Raw genomic sequence first — 17,006 nt, forward strand, 5'->3', positions numbered from 1 at the left:
AGGGAGACCGGTGCAGCGTTACGACCGGCTGAAGGAGATCCTCCGGCTCGACCCCGAGAAGGACTTCCTCGCCATCTACCGGCTCACCGCCACCTACGAGTTCCCCTGGGACTTCAGCCGCGCCCTGGAGCTCGCCCTCTTCCGCACCTACGCGGTCCCGAGCATCGGCAGCCTGCTCGCCGAGACCGGGGAGTTCACCGAGCGCCCCCAGAAGCGCTACGACGACACCGCGCTGCTCCTCGACGCGGTCGTGGAGCACGGCTTCGACCACGACACGGCCCGCACCGCGATCCGCCGCGTCAACCAGATGCACCGCAGCTACGACATCTCCGACGACGACATGCGCTACGTCCTGTGCACGTTCGTGGTGATTCCGTCGCGCTGGATCGACGCCTACGGCTGGCGCCCGCTGACCCACCACGAGCGCCGCGCCTGCGCCCGCTACTACGCGACCCTCGGCAAGCACCTGGGCATCAAGGAGGTCCCGGACTCCTACGAGGAGTTCGAGACCACCCTCGACGCCTACGAGAAGGCCCACTTCGGCTGGGACGAGGGGGGCCGCGCGGTCGCCGACTCCACCCTGGGCCTGATGGCCTCCTGGTACCCGGCGCCCCTGGCCCCCGCCGTGCTCCGCGCGAGCCGCGCCCTGCTGGACGAGCCGCTGCTCGACGCCTTCCGGTACGAGCGGCCCCACCCCGCGCTGAGCCGCCTGGTCCACGGCGCCCTGCGGCTGCGCGGCCGCGCGGTACGGCTGCTGCCGCCGCGGAAGACCCCGCACTACGCGCGCCAGAACCCGGAGATCAAGGGCTACCGGCACGGCTACGACGTGGGCGAACTCGGCACCTTCCCGGTGCCCGGCGCCGGCGGCTGCCCCGTGCCCCACCCCCGCCGCCCGGCCGGGGCGGAAGCCCAGCCTCCGGCGTAGCCCCCGGCCCGGCGGGACACCGGCGCGCGTGCCGACGTGAAAAGCGGGACGGAGCGGCCGTTCAGGCGCGGCGGACGGCCAGGGCCAGGAAGCGGGCGTCCTCGTCCGCGTACGAGGTCATCTCCCAGCCGGAACCGGACAGCAGCGGGCCGAGGTTGTGCTCGGCCCGCAGATCGTCCGGCGTCAGCTCACGGCCGTGGCGCGCGGCCAGCGCGGCTCGCCCGATCGGGTGAAAGAGCGCGAGCCGGCCGCCGGGGCGGACCACACGGGCGAGCTCGCGCAGGTCCGCCGCCGGTTCGGGCAGGTGCGCGATGAGCCCGGCGGCGAACACCGCGTCCAGGGCCCCGTCGCGCAGCGGCAGCCGCGCCACGTCCGCCCGCAGCAGCGTTCCGTCCGCCTCCCGCCCCGACCGCCGGGCCGCGGCCAGCATCCCCTCGGTGAGGTCCACGCCGATCACCGTCCCGGCGGCTCCGACGGCCGCGCGCAGCGGGGTCATCGCCCGCCCGGTCCCGCACCCCGCGTCGAGCACCCGCTCGCCGGGCCCGACGCCGAACTCGGCGACGGCCGTCGCGAACGCGGGCCCGTCCGCCGGGAACTTCTCGTCCCAGGCCTCCGCCCGCGCCCCGAAGAACTCCTGCACGCGCGTGTGGTCCTCGCTCATACGGTTCTCAGTGCTCATGCCCCCATGATTCCGCACCCGACGTGGCCCGTGTGCAAGCTGTTGTCCGCCGCGGTCGCAGATGAACGTATGTCTGTCATATTCCAGCAGTTCCAGCGGCTTTCGAAATGCGCCCCGTGTTCGTCCCCTCACCCGGACTAGCGTCCCGTGGCCATGGGACACCTGGACCACGCCGCCTATGGCTGGCTGACCCCCGCGCTGTCGTACGTGATGGCCTCGATCGGCGCCGCCCTGGGCCTGCGCTGCACCGTCCGCGCGCTCGCCGCGACGGGCCCCTCCCGCCGCAACTGGCTGCTCACCGCGGCCTCGGCCTTCGCCACCTGCATCTGGACGATGCACTTCATCGCCATGCTGGGCTTCCACATCACCGGCACCGAGATCCACTACGACGTGCCGTTGACCCTCCTGAGCCTCCTCGTCGCCGTCCTCGTCGTCGGTGCCGGGCTCTTCGCCGTCGGCTACGGCAAGGACCACGGCCGCTCCCTGGTCCTCGGCGGCCTCACCACCGGTCTCGGCGTCGCGAGCATGCACTACCTCGGCATGGCGGCCCTGCGCCTGCACGGGAAGGTCAGCTACGACCCGCTGATCGTCGGGATCTCCGTCGCCATCGCCGTCGTCGCCGCCACCGCCGCGCTCTGGGCCGCCCTCCACATCAAGGCGCCGCTGGCGGTGACCGGCGCGTGCCTCCTCATGGGCGCGGCCGTCAGCAGCATGCACTACACCGGGATGATGGCCGTCGGCGTCCGCGTGACCCCCTCGGCCGAGGCGCTGCCCGGGGCCACCGCGCTCCAGTTCATCTTCCCCCTCGCGGTCGGGCTCGGCTCTTACCTCTTCGTCACCGCCGCCTTCGTGGCCCTGTCCCCGACGGGCGACGACCGGGCGGTGCCGGTGCCAGTGCCCGGCCGGGCCGCGACCGCCGCTCCCGCACCCGCGCGCGCTTCCGGGTCCCTGCCCGGTCCGCCGCCCGGTCCCGTTCCGGCGCGGGCCCCCGCCCCGGGGTACGCGCCGCGCGCGGGCCGGCCGCCGGCGGACCGGGCCGCCCCCACCTCCCACTGAACCCGCGCCCCGCCCACACGTACCGCCCCGGAACGAGGAGCCCATGCGCACACCCCGCAGAAGACCGGACCCGGTCGGGCCGCGGCCGCCCGCGCCCCCGCCGCGCGGCCGCCGCGCCCACGCCGGTGCCCCCGCCGAGGAGGCGGCCGCGCCCGGGAGCGCCGGGTCGGGGGCCGGCGGCGGGCACCCGGTGAGGCCCGGGTTCCGGCTGCGGCCCGCCACCGTCCGGGCGAAGATCGTCTCGCTGCTGATGGTCCCGGTGGTCTCCCTGCTCGCCCTCTGGGGCTTCGCCACCGTCAGCGCCGCCCAGGACATCGTCCGCCTCGGCCGGGTGCGGCAGGTCGACGCCGCGATACGCACGCCCGTCGCCGCCGCCCTCACCGAGGTCCAGGCCGAACGCCGCGCCGCCGTCCGGTACCTGGCCGACCCCGCCTCCGACCAGGTGGCCGCCCTTCAGGAGCAGGCCCGGCGGACCGACGCGGCCGTCCGGCGGCTGCGCCTCGGCGACCGCCACACCGTCGCCGACACCGGTGACCACCGCGCCGACACCGTCGCCCGGCTCACCGCCTTCGTCGCCGACGCGGACGCGCTCGGCTCCGCCCGCAAGGACATCGCCGACCGGCGTGCCACCCCCGACGGGGCCTACGAGACGTACACCCGCGTCGCCGACTCCGCCCTGGCGGTCGAGGGCGCCCTGTCCGGCGGCGCGCGCCCCGAGCTCGGCGCCGACGCCCGGGTCCTGCTCGACTTCGCCCGGGCCGCCGAACTCCTCTCCCGCGAGGACGCGCTGCTCGCCCTGCCGGGCGCCCGCGACCCCGACGCGCAACGCCGCCTGACGGCCGCCGTCGAAGCCCGCCGCGCCCTCACCGCGGCCACCGCCGGGGACCTGCCCCCGGGCCGGCGGGCGGAGTGGGAGGCGGTGGCGCGGAGCGCGGCGTACACCGAGCTCACGGCCGCCGAGGACAAGGCGCTGACCCCGACGGCCCCGGGCGCCGGGGCCTCCGGGGCCTCAGGGACTTCCGGGTCGGGGACCGCCGGTGGCGCCGGGGCCTCCGCCTCCGCCGCCAAGGACTCCCGTGGGACGCCGCCGGGTTGGGACGGGGCGTACACGAGCGTCGCCGGCTCCCTGCGCGAGATCCGGCAGGCCGCGCGCGCCGAGACCGCACCGCGCGCGGACCCCCTCACGGAGACCGCCCTCAGCCCGGCCGGGGCCGCCGTGCTGCTGGGCCTGGCCGCCGTCGCCGTCACGCTCGTGATCTCCGTGCGCATCGGCCGGTTCCTGGTCGTCGAACTCGTCTCGTTGCGCGACTCCGCCCTGGAGATCGCCCACCGCAAGCTCCCGCAGGCCATGGACCGGATCCGCGCGGGCCGCTCGGAGGAGATCGACATCGAGGCCGAGGCCCCGTCCGGGCCGCCCGCCGAGGACGAGATCACCCAGGTCGGCGAGGCCCTGTCCACCGTCCACCGGGCCGCGCTCAGCGCCGCCGTGGAACGGGCCGAACTCGCCGACGGGGTCAGCGGGGTCTTCGTCAACCTGGCCCGGCGCAGCCAGGTCCTGGTCCACCGGCAGCTCAGCCTGCTCGACTCGATGGAGCGCCGGGCCGACGATCCGGCCGAGCTCGGCGACCTCTTCCGGCTCGACCACCTCACGACCCGGATGCGCCGCCACGCCGAGAGCCTGATCATCCTCTCGGGCGCCGCCCCCGGCCGGGCCTGGCGGACGCCCGTGCCGCTGACGAACGTGGTCCGCGCGGCCGTCTCCGAGATCGAGGACTACCCGCGCGTGGAGGTGCGCGGGCTCGCCGAGGCCTCCGTCGCGGGCGGATCGGTCGCCGACCTCACGCACCTCCTCGCCGAACTGATCGAGAACGCCGCCCAGTTCTCCCCGCCGCACACGAAGGTCCGGGTCAGTGGTGAGCCCGTCGGCGCCGGATACGTGCTGGAGGTCGAGGACCGCGGACTCGGCATGGGCCGCGAGGCGCTCGCCGGGGCGAACCGGCGGATCGAGCAGTGCGAGGACCTCGACCTGTTCGACAGCGACCGGCTCGGCCTCTTCGTGGTGAGCCGGCTCTCCGCCCGCCACGGCATCCGGGTGCACCTGAGGCCCTCGCCGTACGGCGGGACCACCGCGGTGGTGCTGCTGCCGCTCTCGCTCCTCCAGGGGGCCATCGGGACGGCGCCGGACGCCGAGCCTTCGGACGCCGAGCCGGCCGTCGCCGGGGCCGCGTTCGCCGGGCGGCAGGCTGCCCGGCCTCGACCCGCCGGGCGCGGAGGCGACCCCGCCGCGCCGCCCGGGGCCGCCGCCCCTCCCGGACCCGGGCCGGGCGGCGGGGACGGGCGTACCGCCCCGGCCTCCGCGGCGGTTCCACCGGCCACCGCCCCACCGGCCCGACCTGTCCCGTCGGCCGCACCGGCCGCACCGGCCGCACCGGCCGCACCGGCCGCACCGGCCGCACCGGCCGCACCGGGATCGATGGCACCGGTGGCCGAACTGCCGCGCCGGGTGCGCCAGGCCAGCCTGGTCCCGCAGCTGCGCGAGATCCCCGCCGACCGGACCCCGCCGGACGCACCGCCCACCGAGGAGCCGCCCGGACGCAGCCCGGAGCAGGCGCGGGAGCGGATGGCGGCCTACCGGGCCGGCTGGGCGCGCGGTTCCCGGGACGCGTCCCCCCACCCAGGCAGTGAAGGAGAAGTGTGATGATCGAACACCACAGGGCCGGCCCCGAAGGCGTCCGCCGCGGCGGGGAGCCGGACTGGCTGCTCGACGAGCTGGTCACCCGCGTCCGCGAGGTCCGGCACGCGGTGCTGCTGTCCAACGACGGCCTCGCGGTCGGCTCCTCCAGCGCGCTGAGCCGTGAGGACGCCGAGCACCTGGCCGCCGTGGCCTCCGGCTTCCACAGCCTGGCCAAGGGCGCGGGCCGGCACTTCCACGCCGGGGGCGTGCGCCAGACCCTGGTGGAGATGGACGAGGGGTTCCTCTTCGTCGCGGCCGCCGGGGACGGGTCCTGCCTGGCCGTCCTCAGCACCGGCGGCGCCGACATCGGCCTGATCGCCTACGAGATGGCCCGGCTGGTCAAGCGGGTCGGCGAACACCTCCACACCCCGCCGCGGTTCGCGGCCTCCCACCCCCCGGCCGCCGGATGAGAGCGGTGGGCCGGAGCGGGGACGGCCGGTGGTACGACGGCGAAGCGGGCCCCCTGGTGCGCCCGTACGCCATGACCGGAGGACGGACGAAACCGGGACCCCACGGGGTCCGCTTCGACCTGATCGCCCTCGTCGCGGTCGGTCCCGGGGGCGCCGGGGCGGGCGACGAGTCGCTGCTGGAACCCGAACACCGGGCCCTGCTGGGGCTCTGCCGCGCCGAGACCCAGTCGGTCGCGGAGCTCGCCGCCGAGGCGGACCTCCCCGTGGGCGTGGTGCGCGTGCTGCTGGGGGACCTGCTGGAGGCGGGGCACGTGAAGGTCAGCCGTCCGGTGCCGCCCGCCCGGTTGCCGGAACTGCGGATTCTGCGGGAAGTCATCGAGGGATTGAGGGCGCTGTGAGGGGACTGCACGACAACGGACCGGCGCGGACGGGGGACGCCGCGGACGACGGGGACCTGGCCGCGCTCGCGTTGAAGATCCTGGTGGCGGGTGGTTTCGGGGTGGGCAAGACCACGCTGGTGGGCGCGGTCAGCGAGATCCGGCCGCTGCGTACGGAGGAGGTGCTCAGCGAGGCGGGCGAACTGGTCGACGACACCGGCGGGGTGGACCGCAAGACGACCACGACCGTGGCCATGGACTTCGGGCGGATCACCATCCGGGCGGGGCTGTCGCTGTACCTGTTCGGGACGCCGGGCCAGGACCGCTTCTGGTTCCTGTGGGACGAGCTCTCGCAGGGGGCGCTCGGGGCGGTGGTGCTCGCCGACACGCGGCGGCTGGAGGACTGCTTCCCGGCGGTGGACTACTTCGAGCACCGCCGGATCCCCTTCGTGGTCGCCGTCAACTGCTTCGCCGACGCCCGGCGTTACGGGGCGAACGAGGTCGCGCGGGCGCTGGACCTGGAGCAGGGCACGCCGGTGGTGCTGTGTGACGCGCGGGACCGGGATTCGGGGAAGGAAGTACTGATCCGGCTGGTGGAGTACGCGGGACGGGTGCACACCGCGCGGCTTCTGGACTCCGTTGGCCCGCAGGCCGGTTCGGTGTGACGGGCCGGAATCCGTCTCTTGACGGTGTCGCCGCCCGCCGTGGACACGGTGGCGCCGCTGCCGGGAACGGCCCGGATGGGAGCGATGTGCGGGCTTCCGTCCGCGTCCGCCCGGGGTGGCGTCCCGGCGGGGGCCGGGGGCCGGAGGGACGCCCGCCATTCCTCTTGAGTCATCTTCCGTGCCATGCGTCCATCCTCCTTGCCGGAAAGCCCCTGGTGGGGAAGGCTTGCCGCACGACCACGCGGGGACGGCGCGGCCACGTCGGCCGGGTCAACGGGGAGGGGCTGGACATGGCACTGGACAAGCAGCTGGACTGGTTGCTGGACGATCTGACGCGCAGGGTCCCGCAGGTCCGCCACGCGGTGGTGCTGTCGAACGACGGGCTGGTGACGGCGGCGAGCGCGGGCCTGGCGCGGGAGGACTCCGAGCACCTCGCCGCGGTCGCGGCAGGGTTGCAGAGCCTGGCGAAGGGGTCCGGGCGGCACTTCCGGGCGGGTGAGGTGCGCCAGACGATGGTCGAGTACGACGAGGGCTTCCTCTTCGTGGTGGCGGCGGGCTCGGGCAGCAGCCTGTGCGCGCTGAGCGCCGCCGAGGCGGACATCGTGCAGGTCGCGTACGAGATGACGCTGCTGGTCAACCGGGTGGGGGAACACCTGGGCGTCGCGGAGCGGCGGATCACCGGGGGCTGAGCGGCACATGACGAGAGTTGTCCACAGGCCCGGCGCGGTGTCGTAGCGCTCGGTTACGGTCTTCACACAGAGTGATCGCCATGGGTGGTCGCCAGTCGTGGGGGAGGACCGTGATGAAGGTGGAAGCGAGGCAGTACGAGCCCGTCGGGGCGGCCCTGCGGGGGGACGCGGAGCCGCAGCAGCTGCTCGCCGGGCCCCGGGCCGCGGAGGAACTGGGCCTGGGACGGGCAGAGTTCGCCCGGGCCGTCCAGCTCGGACTGGTACGCCCCGGTCCCCGGACCGTAGGCGGCGCCGCCCGCTTCGCCCGGGCCGAGCTGGAACGGGTGAAGGCGCTGCGGGGGCATCCGGAGGCGCTCCGGGCGCAGGTCGAGACGGTGGCCGGCGCGGACCACGGAGCCCGGGTGCTGGGGACCGGGCCGACCCGGTTCACCCGGCTGGCCCGGTGCGGGCACCTGAGCCCCGTGGGCTACCGGGTCAACCGCTACCGCGCCCTCGTCTGGCTCTACCTGGCGGCGGAGCTGCGGGAGTTCGCCGCCCGGGAGCCGGGGCTGCTGAGCGGGGCCGCGCCGCCGCGGGACCGGGAACTGATGGCCGCCGGAGCGGACCTGCGCCCGCGCAGGTGGCGGGAGCGGCATGTGGGACTGCTGCTGAGACGCACCGCCGACCCCTGGGAGCGGGCCGCCGTACTGGCCTCCGTGCTCCCGGACGACGAGGTGCTGGCCGCCGTTCCCGACCCGGCGGAGCGGATCGTGCTCGCCGCGCTCGCACCGCCCCCGCCCTACGGCCACCCGCAGGTCCCGGCGGCCGCGGCGGTGGCGGGGCCCCTACTGGTGGCGGAACCGCCCGAAGAGGCCGGCCGGTACCGCGCCAGTCTGGAGTTCGCCCTGACCGGGGCGCGGGGTCAGTCGAACTCGACGGGGGAGAGGGGGCCGACGTAGACCCAGGCGCCGCCCTCCCGGGAGAAGGCGCTGTGCTCGTGCAGCGATCCCCTGTGCCCGCCCTCGCGGTAGTGGGCGCGGAACTCCACCGAGCCCTCGGTCTCGAAGATCCCGCCGCGCGCGGTCGCGAGGATCTCCAGCCGCTCCCAGCGCTGGTCCGGATCCAGGTCCAGCCGGCCCGGGCGGGTCGAGGGGTGCCAGGACCGCAGCAGGTAGGCGGTGTCGCCGACCGCGAAGGCGCTGAAGCGCGAGCGCATCAGCAGTTCGGCGGTCGGCGCCTGCTGGGCTCCGGAGTGGAAGCGGCCGCAGCAGGCCGGGTAGGCGGCGGGCAGCCCGCAGGGGCAGGGGAGGACCGGGCTGGTCATGGTTTCGCTCAGTTCTTCGGGACGGGAGGGGCGGGGAGGGCCGGCCGGCGCCGGGCTACTGGGGGGAGACGGCCGGGCGTGCCTTGTCCGCCGGATACGGGCGGAAGAGGCCCTCCTGGACCACGGAGACCAGCAGCCTGCCCTCCAGGTCGTAGATCCGGCCGCGGGCCAGGCCGCGGCCGCCGTGGGCGATGGGCGACTCCTGGTCGTACAGGAACCACTCGTCCGCCCGGAACGGCCGGTGGAACCACATGGCGTGGTCCAGGGAGGCCATGTCGAAACCGCGCATGCCCCACAGCGGCTCCACGGGGATGCGCACGGCGTCGAGGAGGGTCATGTCACTGGCGTAGGTGAGGGCGCAGGTGTGCACGAGCGGGTCGTCGCCCAGGGGGCCGACCGCCCGCATCCACACCGCGCTGCGCGGGTCGGCGTCCTTGAGGTCCTCGGGGGTCCAGCGGAGCCGGTCCACGTACCGGATGTCGAAGGGCTGGCGGCGGGCCATCCGCTCCAGGGCCTCGGGCAGTGCGCCCAGGTGCTCGCGGATCTCGTCCGCGACCTTCGGGAGGGCGTCCGGGTGCGGGAAGTCGAGGCGGGGAGGCAGCTGGTGCTCGATGCTGCCCTCCTCCGGGTGATGGAAGGAGGCGGTCAGGTTGAAGATGGTCTTGCCCTGCTGGACGGCGGTGACCCGGCGCGTGGTGAAGGAGCGCCCGTCACGCACCCGTTCCACCTGGTACACGATGGGCACCCCGGGGATCCCCGGGCGCAGGAAGTACGCGTGCAGGGAGTGGACCGGGCGGTCGCTCTCGGTGGTCCGGCCGGCCGCGACCAGCGCCTGGCCGGCGACCTGCCCGCCGAACACGCGCTGGAGGGACTCCTGGGGACTGGCCCCCCGGAAGATGTTGACCTCGATCTGCTCCAGGTCGAGCAGATCGACCAGTCTCTCGGCGGGGTTCGTCATCACGGGCTCTCCACTGTCGTGTCCGGCGGGGCCGGCGGGCCGGGCGGGGCCGCCCGGCCGGGCGGCGTGCGGGTCGGGGGTGCCCCCGGAAGGGGTCCGGGGGAGGTCAGAGCGCGCCGAGCTCGCCGACCGAGGTGACCCGGATGACGGCCCGGCCCTCCTCGTCGGACGCGGCGAGGTCGACCTCGGCGCTGATGCCCCAGCCATGGTCGCCGTTCGGGTCGGCGAAGGTCTGGCGGACGCGCCACAGGCCGTGCGCCGGGTCCTCCTCGATCTGCAGCAGCTTGGGGCCGCGCGCGTCGGGGCCGGTGCCCAGGTCGTCGTACTCGTCCCAGTACCCGTCCATGGCCTCCCCCCAGGCGTCGGCGTCCCAGCCGGATCCGGCGTCCAGGTCGCCCAGCTGGTCGACGTGGTCCAGCGCGGCCAGCTCCACCCGGCGGAACATCGCGTTGCGGACCAGCACCCGGAAGGCGCGGGCGTTGGCCGTGACCGGCTTGACCTGGTCGGCCTTCTCCTGGGCCTGCTCCGCCGTCTCCACCTCCGGGTTCGCCAGCTGCTCCCACTCGTCGAGCAGGCTGGAGTCCACCTGCCGGACCAGCTCGCCCAGCCAGGCGATCAGGTCCTCCAGGTCCTCGGACTTCAGGTCGTCCGGGATGGTGTGGTCGAGCGCCTTGTAGGCGCTCGCCAGGTAGCGCAGCACGATGCCCTCGGTGCGGGCCAGCTCGTAGAAGGAGGTGAACTCGGTGAAGGTCATCGCCCGCTCGTACATGTCGCGGATGATCGACTTCGGGGAGACGGGGTGGTCGCGGACCCAGGGGTGGCTCTTGCTGTACACGTCGTAGGCGTGGACCAGCAGCTCCTCCAGCGGCTTGGGATACGTGACCTCCTGGAGCCGCTCCATCCGCTCCTCGTACTCGATCCCGTCCGCCTTCATCGCGCCGACCGCGATGCCGCGCTCCTTGTTCTGCTGGGCCGCGAGGATCTGGCGCGGGTCGTCCAGCGTGGACTCCACCACCGAGACCATGTCCAGCGCGTAGGAGGGGGACTCCGGATCCAGCAGGTCGAAGGAGGCCAGCGCGAAGGTGGACAGCGGCTGGTTCAGCGCGAAGTCCTGCTGGAGGTCGACCGTGAGGCGGATGGTGCGGCCCTCGGCGTCGGGGGTGTCCAGCTTCTCCACGACACCGCCGTCCAGCAGCGACCGGTAGATCGCGATGGCCCGGCGGATGTGCCGCAACTGGGCCTTGCGCGGTTCGTGGTTGTCCTCCAGGAGGCTGCGCATCGCCTGGAAGGCGTCGCCCGGACGGGCGATCACCGACAGCAGCATGATGTTCGTGACCTTGAAGCGGGAGGTCAGCGGCTCCGGGTCGGCGACGATCAGCTTCTCGAAGGTGGTGTCCGACCAGGCGACGAAGCCCTCGGGAGCCTTCTTGCGCACCACCTTGCGGCGCTTCTTCGGGTCGTCCCCGGCCTTCGCGAGGGCCTTCTCGTTCTCGATGACGTGCTCCGGCGCCTGCGCGACCACGAACCCGGCCGTGTCGAAGCCCGCGCGGCCCGCGCGGCCGGCGATCTGGTGGAACTCGCGGGCCCGCAGCGTGCGCACGCGGTTGCCGTCGTACTTGGTGAGCGCCGTGAACAGCACCGTGCGGATCGGTACGTTGACGCCCACGCCCAGGGTGTCGGTACCGCAGATCACCTTCAGGAGGCCGGCCTGGGCCAGCTTCTCCACCAGGCGCCGGTACTTGGGCAGCATGCCCGCGTGGTGCACGCCGATCCCGTGGCGGACGTAGCGGGAGAGGTTCTGGCCGAACTTAGTGGTGAAACGGAAGTTGCCGATCAGCTCCGCGATCTTGTCCTTCTCCTCGCGGGTGCACATGTTGATGCTCATCAGCGACTGCGCCCGCTCGACCGCCTGGGCCTGCGTGAAGTGCACGATGTAGACGGGCGACTGCCGCGTCTCCAGCAGCTCGGTGATGGTGTCGGTGATCGGCGTGGTCACGTACTCGTACGACAGCGGCACGGGCCGGGTCGCGGAGCGGACCACCGAGGTCGGCCGGCCGGTGCGCCGGGTCAGGTCCTCCTCGAACCGCTTCACGTCGCCGAGCGTCGCCGACATCAGGACGAACTGCGCCTGCGGCAGCTCCAGCAGCGGGATCTGCCAGGCCCAGCCGCGGTCGGCCTCCGCGTAGAAGTGGAACTCGTCCATCACGACCTGGCCGATGTCGGCGTACTTGCCGTCGCGCAGGGCGATGGAGGCCAGCACCTCGGCGGTGCAGCAGATCACCGGTGCGTCCGCGTTCACGGAGGCGTCGCCCGTCAGCATGCCCACGTTCTCGGTGCCGAAGATCTTGCACAGGTCGAAGAACTTCTCCGACACCAGCGCCTTGATCGGGGCGGTGTAGAAGGTGACCTTGTCCTGGGCCAGGGCGGTGAAGTGCGCACCCGCCGCGACGAGGCTCTTGCCCGAGCCCGTCGGGGTCGAAAGGATCACGTTCGCGCCCGAGACGACCTCGATCAGCGCCTCCTCCTGCGCCGGGTACAGGGTGATGCCCCGGTCCTCCGCCCACGAGGAGAAGGCCTCGAAGAGGGCATCGGGGTCGGCGGTCGGCGGGAGCTGATCAATGAGGGTCACGCCCCCATCTTGCCTGGCTTCCCGCCGGAAGAGGGAACCGGCGGACGGAAAGAAGATCATCGCCGGTACCCTGGGCCGTCGAGGCGGCCCGACCGAAGACGTCGACGGGGCCGCGCCACCACAGGACCGGGGCGGGGAACGAGCATGATGGGTCCGGCGCACTCGCTGTCCGGGGCGGCGGCCTGGCTGGGGGTGGGCGCCGCGACCGCGGCCGCCGGACACCCGATGCCCTGGCCCGTACTGGTCGTCGGAGCACTGATCTGTGCCGGCGCGGCCCTCGCACCCGACCTCGACCACAAGTCGGCGACCATCTCCCGGGCCTTCGGGCCGCTCTCCCGGGGTCTGTGCGAGGTGGTCGACAAGATCTCCTACGCCGTCTACAAGGCCACCCGCTCACCGCGCGACGCCCGCCGCAGCGGGGGCCACCGCACCCTGACCCACACCTGGCTGTGGGCGGTCCTGATAGGCGCCGGCTCCTCCGCCGTGGCCGTGAGCTTCGACCGCTGGGGCGTCCTGGTGCTCCTCTTCGTCCACCTGGTGCTGGCCGTCGAGGGCCTGCTGTGGCGGGCGGCGCGGATGTCCAGCGACGTCCTGGTGTGGCTGCTCGGCGCGACCAGCGCCTGGATCCTGGCCGGGGTCCTCGACCAGCCGGGCCAGGGTGCCGACTGGCTGTTCTCCGGACCCGGGCAGGAGTACCTCTGGCTCGGCCTGCCGATCCTGCTCGGCGCCCTCGTCCACGACATCGGCGACGCGCTGACGGTCTCCGGCTGCCCGATCCTGTGGCCCCTGCCGGTCAAGGGCAAGCGCTGGTACCCGGTCGGCCCGCCGAAGGCGATGCGCTTCCGCGCGGGCAGCTGGGTGGAGCTGAAGGTCCTCATGCCGGTGTTCATGTTCCTGGGCGGCATCGGCGGCGCCTCGGCCCTCGGCTTCATCTAGGGGCTCCTCCAACGCCGCCGGGGCCCGTCACCCGTGCCAGGAGCGCCACAGGGCCGCGTACGCGCCGTCGGCCGCCACCAGTTCCTCGTGCGAGCCGAGTTCGCTGATCCGGCCGCCCTCGACCACCGCGATCACGTCCGCGTCGTGCGCGGTGTGCAGCCGGTGGGCGATCGCGATGACCGTCCGGCCGTCCAGCACCCGCGCCAGCGACCGCTCCAGATGCCGGGCGGCCCGCGGGTCGAGCAGTGAGGTCGCCTCGTCCAGCACCAGGGTGTGCGGGTCCGCCAGCACCAGCCGGGCCAGCGCGATCTGCTGCGCCTGCGCCGGGGTCAGCGCGGTGCCGCCCGAGCCCACCTCCGTGTCCAGCCCCGACTCCAGGGCCCGCGCCCAGCCGTCGGCGTCCACCGCGCCCAGCGCCGCCCACAGTTCGGCGTCCTGCGCGCCCGTCCGGGCCAGCCGCAGGTTGTCCCGCAGGGAGCCCGTGAACACATGGTGCTCCTGGTTCACCAGCGCCACGTGTTCACGCACCCGCTCCGCCGGCATCCGCGACAGCCGCGCCCCGCCGAGCGTGACCTCCCCGGTCCGCGGCGCGTAGATGCCGGCCAGCAGCCGGCCCAGGGTGGACTTGCCCGCCCCCGAAGGGCCGACCAGCGCCATCCGGGTGCCCGGCGGCACGGACATCGACACCCGGTGCAGGACGTCCACGCCCTCCCGGTAGCCGAACCGCACCTCGTCCGCCCGGACGTCCCGGCCCTCCGGGGCCACCGTCCGGTCACCCGCGGCCGGCTCGATCTCGCGCACGCCCACCAGCCGCGCCAGCGAGACCTGGGCGACCTGGAGCTCGTCGTACCAGCGCAGGACCAGCCCGATCGGGTCGACCATCATCTGTGCCAGCAGCGCGCCCGTGGTCAGCCGGCCCACCGACATCCAGCCGCGCAGCACGCAGTACCCGCCGATCAGCAGCACCGCGCCGAGGATCGTCACATAGGTGACGTTGACGACGGGGAACAGCACCGTCCGCAGGAACAGCGTGTACCGCTCCCACGCCGTCCACTCCTTGATCCGCCGCTCCGACAGGGCGATGCGGCGCCCGCCCAGCCGGTGCGCCTCCACCGTCCGCCCCGCGTCCACCGTCTCCGTCAGCACCGCCGCGACCGCCGCGTACCCGGCCGCCTCCGAGCGGTACGCCGAGGGCGCCCGGCGGAAGTACCAGCGGCAGCCGGCGACCAGGACCGGAAGCGCCACCAGCGCGGCCAGGGCCAGCTGCGGCGCGGTCACCGCGAGCGCCCCGTACAGCAGCCCCGCCCAGACCACGCCGATGGCCAGCTGCGGCACCGCCTCCCGCATCGCGTTCGCCAGCCGGTCGATGTCGGTGGTGATCCGCGACAGCAGGTCACCGGTGCCGGCCCGCTCCAACACCCCCGGCGGCAGCCCCACCGACCGCACCAGGAAGTCCTCGCGCAGGTCGGCCAGCATCTCCTCGCCGAGCATCGCCCCGCGCAGCCGGACCAGCCGGACGAAGCAGGTCTGCACGGCCAGCGCCAGCGCGAACAGCAGCGCCACGCGCCCTAGGTGCAGCTCCCGCTCCCCGGCGGAGAGCCCGTCCACAACCCGCCCCAGCAGGTACGGGCCGGTCATGGAGGCGACCACCGCGACCGCGTTGACCGCCACCAGTGCCGTGAAGGCCCGCCGGTGCCGCCCCAGCAGTTCGCGCACATAGCCCCGTACGGTCGCCGACGTGCCCACGGGCAGCGTCGCGGCCGTCTCGGGGGCCGCCGGATCGTACTGCGGCCGCGCCACGCCGATCATGCGGACTCCTCCATCTCCGTGAGTTCGTCGGTCTCCCGTGTGACGACCGCCCGGTAGCGGGGTTCGGCGCGCAGCAGCTCGCGGTGGGTGCCCGCAGCCACGGCCCGGCCCCCGTGCACCAGCACCACCCGGTCGGCGCGGTCCAGCAGCAGCGGCGAGGACGCCAGCACCACCGTGGTGCGCCCGGCGCGCAAGGCGGCCACCCCGTCGGCGATCCGCGCCTCGGTGTGCGCGTCCACCGCCGAGGTCGGCTCGTCCAGCACCAGCACCTCCGGGTCGGTGACCAGCGACCGGGCCAGCGCGAGCCGCTGGCGCTGCCCGCCGGACAGCGACCGGCCGCGTTCGGTGATCCGGGCGTCCATCGCGTCGTCCACCCCCTCGGGAGCCGCCTGGAGCAGCGCGTCCAGGACGTCCCCGCACTGGGCCGCCGCCAGCGCCTCCGACGCCGGGACGGCGCCCGAGGCCGGTACGTCGAACAGCTCGCGCAGGGACCCGGACAGCAGCACCGGATCCTTGTCCTGGACGAGGACCAGCCCGCGCGCCGCGTCCAGCGCGAGGGCGTCCAGCGCGACCCCGCCCAGCAGTACCGACGGCGGCGCGGCGCCCGGACCGTCGCCCGGCTGGAGGGCGTGCCCGCCCAGCCGTTCCGCGAGCCGGCCCGCCACGTCCGGGTCCCCGCACACCACCGCCGTGAACCGCCCGGCCGGGGCCAGCAGTCCCGTCGCCGGGTCGTACAGGTCCCCGCCCGGACCCGGCGCCCCCACCGGCTCCGCGGAGGGGGCCTCCGGCGCCCCGTCCGTGCGCGTCAGGGACAGCACCCGGGCCGCCCGCTCGGCGGAGGGCCGGGAGAAGGAGTACGCCATCGCGATCTCCTCGAAGTGCCGCAGGGGATACAGCATCGTGGCCACCGCGCTGAAGGCGGCGACGAGTTCACCCACCGCCAGCCGATCGTCCAGGACGAGCACGGAGCCGTACCAGACCACCGCGACCATCAGCGCGCCCGGCAGCAGCACCTGGACCGCGGCGATCAGCGCCCACATCCGGGCGCTGCGCACCGCGGCCCGGCGGACCTCCTGCGAGGCGTCGCGGTAGCGGTCGAGGAAGAGTTCCTCGCCGCCGATGCCGCGCAGCACCCGCAGACCCGCCACGGTGTCCGAGGCCAGCTCCGTCGCCTTGCCCGCCTTCTCGCGCTGGACGTCGGCGCGCCGCGTGGCCCGGGGCAGCAGCGGCAGCACGGACAGGGCGAGCACCGGGACGCCGGCCGCGACGACCACCCCGATCGACGGCGCGTAGAACAGCAGTCCGACGCAGATGGCGACGACGGCGAAGGCGGCGGCGAGGAAGCGGGAGACCGCCTCGACGAACCAGCCGATCTTCTCCACGTCGCCGGTGGACACCGCCACCACCTCGCCCGCGGCGACCCGCCGGGTCAGGGCCGAGCCCAGCTCGGCCGTCTTGCGGGCGAGCAGCTGCTGCACCCGCGCGGCGGCGGTGATCCAGTTGGTGACGGCCGTGCGGTGGAGCATGGCGTCGCCCGTCGCGATGGCGGCGCCGACCAGCAGGAGCACCCCGCCGACCAGCAGCAGCCGCCCGCCGTCACGGTCGACGACCGCCCCCACGCCCAGGCCGACCGCGTACGGCAGCCCGGCGATGCCGCAGAAGTGCAGCAGCCCCCAGGCCAGGCTCCGGGCCTGTCCGCCGAGTTGGCCCCGACCCAGCCACCACAGGAAGCGCGGACCGGAGCGGGCGTCGGGTACTCCGGGATCCGGATACGGAAGGTTGTTGATCTGCATGACGCCCCACAACGGCTCGGTGAGTGCAAACCACGCAAGGTTC

The 17,006-nt window shown here is 74.4% G+C and carries 15 protein-coding genes; 9 read left to right on the top strand and 6 right to left on the bottom strand.

Going from position 1 to position 17,006, the window contains the following annotated elements:
- Window positions 1-10: 10 nt before the first annotated feature.
- The gene (locus ACFY0O_RS26245) at window positions 11-925 is read left to right on the top strand and encodes an oxygenase MpaB family protein (RefSeq protein WP_388950759.1); all 915 of its coding nucleotides are present in this window, start codon (window positions 11-13) and stop codon (window positions 923-925) included.
- Between the two features lie 61 nt (window positions 926-986).
- Here ACFY0O_RS26245 and ACFY0O_RS26250 read toward each other — a convergent pair whose 3' ends face one another.
- On the bottom strand, window positions 987-1,586 hold the full coding sequence (locus ACFY0O_RS26250) for a class I SAM-dependent methyltransferase (RefSeq protein ID WP_388951260.1): 600 nt from the start codon (window positions 1,584-1,586) through the stop codon (window positions 987-989).
- A gap of 171 nt (window positions 1,587-1,757) precedes the next feature.
- On the opposite strand from ACFY0O_RS26250, the gene ACFY0O_RS26255 reads away from it, so the two are divergent.
- The 7 genes from ACFY0O_RS26255 to ACFY0O_RS26285 all read left to right on the top strand — a co-directional run bounded on the left by ACFY0O_RS26255 (window position 1,758) and on the right by ACFY0O_RS26285 (window position 8,473).
- Window positions 1,758-2,660, top strand: coding sequence for an MHYT domain-containing protein (locus ACFY0O_RS26255; protein ID WP_388950762.1), 903 nt, complete (start codon window positions 1,758-1,760; stop codon window positions 2,658-2,660).
- A gap of 43 nt (window positions 2,661-2,703) precedes the next feature.
- Window positions 2,704-5,358 carry a nitrate- and nitrite sensing domain-containing protein gene (locus ACFY0O_RS26260; RefSeq protein WP_388950764.1) on the top strand — a complete coding sequence of 885 codons (2,655 nt, stop codon included), beginning with the start codon at window positions 2,704-2,706 and terminating at the stop codon, window positions 5,356-5,358.
- Entirely contained in the window at window positions 5,358-5,804 is a 447-nt protein-coding gene (locus ACFY0O_RS26265) for a roadblock/LC7 domain-containing protein (protein WP_388950767.1), read from the top strand. The genes ACFY0O_RS26260 and ACFY0O_RS26265 overlap by 1 nt, the downstream gene beginning before the upstream one ends.
- Window positions 5,801-6,202 carry a DUF742 domain-containing protein gene (locus ACFY0O_RS26270; protein ID WP_388950770.1) on the top strand — a complete coding sequence of 134 codons (402 nt, stop codon included), beginning with the start codon at window positions 5,801-5,803 and terminating at the stop codon, window positions 6,200-6,202. The genes ACFY0O_RS26265 and ACFY0O_RS26270 overlap by 4 nt, the downstream gene beginning before the upstream one ends.
- Window positions 6,199-6,846, top strand: coding sequence for an ATP/GTP-binding protein (locus tag ACFY0O_RS26275; RefSeq protein WP_388950772.1), 648 nt, complete (start codon window positions 6,199-6,201; stop codon window positions 6,844-6,846). Before ACFY0O_RS26270 ends, ACFY0O_RS26275 begins: the two co-directional genes overlap by 4 nt.
- A gap of 290 nt (window positions 6,847-7,136) precedes the next feature.
- Complete coding sequence (locus tag ACFY0O_RS26280) at window positions 7,137-7,535, top strand: roadblock/LC7 domain-containing protein (protein WP_045950089.1); 399 nt, start codon at window positions 7,137-7,139, stop codon at window positions 7,533-7,535.
- A gap of 113 nt (window positions 7,536-7,648) precedes the next feature.
- On the top strand, window positions 7,649-8,473 hold the full coding sequence (locus ACFY0O_RS26285; protein WP_388950775.1) for a DUF6397 family protein: 825 nt from the start codon (window positions 7,649-7,651) through the stop codon (window positions 8,471-8,473).
- Here ACFY0O_RS26285 and ACFY0O_RS26290 read toward each other — a convergent pair.
- From ACFY0O_RS26290 to ACFY0O_RS26300, 3 genes are all read right to left on the bottom strand, one after another.
- A complete protein-coding gene (locus tag ACFY0O_RS26290) occupies window positions 8,437-8,838 on the bottom strand; it encodes a YchJ family metal-binding protein (RefSeq protein ID WP_358896116.1) in 402 nt (133 codons plus the stop codon). The genes ACFY0O_RS26285 and ACFY0O_RS26290 overlap by 37 nt on opposite strands.
- Window positions 8,839-8,893: 55 nt before the next feature.
- Window positions 8,894-9,796 carry an acyl-CoA thioesterase gene (locus ACFY0O_RS26295; protein WP_388950776.1) on the bottom strand — a complete coding sequence of 301 codons (903 nt, stop codon included), beginning with the start codon at window positions 9,794-9,796 and terminating at the stop codon, window positions 8,894-8,896.
- A 106-nt stretch (window positions 9,797-9,902) separates the two neighbouring features.
- Window positions 9,903-12,485, bottom strand: coding sequence for a DEAD/DEAH box helicase (locus ACFY0O_RS26300; RefSeq protein WP_388950778.1), 2,583 nt, complete (start codon window positions 12,483-12,485; stop codon window positions 9,903-9,905).
- An 84-nt stretch (window positions 12,486-12,569) separates the two neighbouring features.
- Between ACFY0O_RS26300 and ACFY0O_RS26305 the strand changes: the two genes are divergently transcribed.
- Complete coding sequence (locus ACFY0O_RS26305) at window positions 12,570-13,361, top strand: metal-dependent hydrolase (protein WP_358896119.1); 792 nt, start codon at window positions 12,570-12,572, stop codon at window positions 13,359-13,361.
- Between the two features lie 27 nt (window positions 13,362-13,388).
- Here the strand turns inward: ACFY0O_RS26305 and ACFY0O_RS26310 are convergent, their stop codons facing one another.
- Entirely contained in the window at window positions 13,389-15,170 is a 1,782-nt protein-coding gene (locus ACFY0O_RS26310; RefSeq protein WP_388950781.1) for an ABC transporter ATP-binding protein, read from the bottom strand.
- Complete coding sequence (locus tag ACFY0O_RS26315; protein WP_388950784.1) at window positions 15,167-16,963, bottom strand: ABC transporter transmembrane domain-containing protein; 1,797 nt, start codon at window positions 16,961-16,963, stop codon at window positions 15,167-15,169. The genes ACFY0O_RS26310 and ACFY0O_RS26315 overlap by 4 nt, the downstream gene beginning before the upstream one ends.
- Window positions 16,964-17,006: the final 43 nt, after the last annotated feature.

Origin of the sequence: Streptomyces sp. NPDC001594, assembly GCF_042893675.1 — a bacterium.
Taxonomy (GTDB): Bacteria; Actinomycetota; Actinomycetes; order Streptomycetales; family Streptomycetaceae; genus Streptomyces.

What these genes read in the sequence shown, in the direction of transcription:
- ACFY0O_RS26250 (WP_388951260.1), bottom strand. Translation starts at nt 1,586, where the DNA reads ATGAGCGAGGACCACACGCGCGTGCAGGAGTTCTTCGGGGCGCGGGCG.
- ACFY0O_RS26255 (WP_388950762.1), top strand. Translation starts at nt 1,758, where the DNA reads ATGGGACACCTGGACCACGCCGCCTATGGCTGGCTGACCCCCGCGCTG.
- ACFY0O_RS26260 (WP_388950764.1), top strand. Translation starts at nt 2,704, where the DNA reads ATGCGCACACCCCGCAGAAGACCGGACCCGGTCGGGCCGCGGCCGCCC.
- ACFY0O_RS26265 (WP_388950767.1), top strand. Translation starts at nt 5,358, where the DNA reads ATGATCGAACACCACAGGGCCGGCCCCGAAGGCGTCCGCCGCGGCGGG.
- ACFY0O_RS26270 (WP_388950770.1), top strand. Translation starts at nt 5,801, where the DNA reads ATGAGAGCGGTGGGCCGGAGCGGGGACGGCCGGTGGTACGACGGCGAA.
- ACFY0O_RS26280 (WP_045950089.1), top strand. Translation starts at nt 7,137, where the DNA reads ATGGCACTGGACAAGCAGCTGGACTGGTTGCTGGACGATCTGACGCGC.
- ACFY0O_RS26285 (WP_388950775.1), top strand. Translation starts at nt 7,649, where the DNA reads ATGAAGGTGGAAGCGAGGCAGTACGAGCCCGTCGGGGCGGCCCTGCGG.
- ACFY0O_RS26290 (WP_358896116.1), bottom strand. Translation starts at nt 8,838, where the DNA reads ATGACCAGCCCGGTCCTCCCCTGCCCCTGCGGGCTGCCCGCCGCCTAC.
- ACFY0O_RS26295 (WP_388950776.1), bottom strand. Translation starts at nt 9,796, where the DNA reads ATGACGAACCCCGCCGAGAGACTGGTCGATCTGCTCGACCTGGAGCAG.
- ACFY0O_RS26300 (WP_388950778.1), bottom strand. Translation starts at nt 12,485, where the DNA reads ATGATCTTCTTTCCGTCCGCCGGTTCCCTCTTCCGGCGGGAAGCCAGG.
- ACFY0O_RS26305 (WP_358896119.1), top strand. Translation starts at nt 12,570, where the DNA reads ATGATGGGTCCGGCGCACTCGCTGTCCGGGGCGGCGGCCTGGCTGGGG.
- ACFY0O_RS26310 (WP_388950781.1), bottom strand. Translation starts at nt 15,170, where the DNA reads ATGATCGGCGTGGCGCGGCCGCAGTACGATCCGGCGGCCCCCGAGACG.
- ACFY0O_RS26315 (WP_388950784.1), bottom strand. Translation starts at nt 16,963, where the DNA reads ATGCAGATCAACAACCTTCCGTATCCGGATCCCGGAGTACCCGACGCC.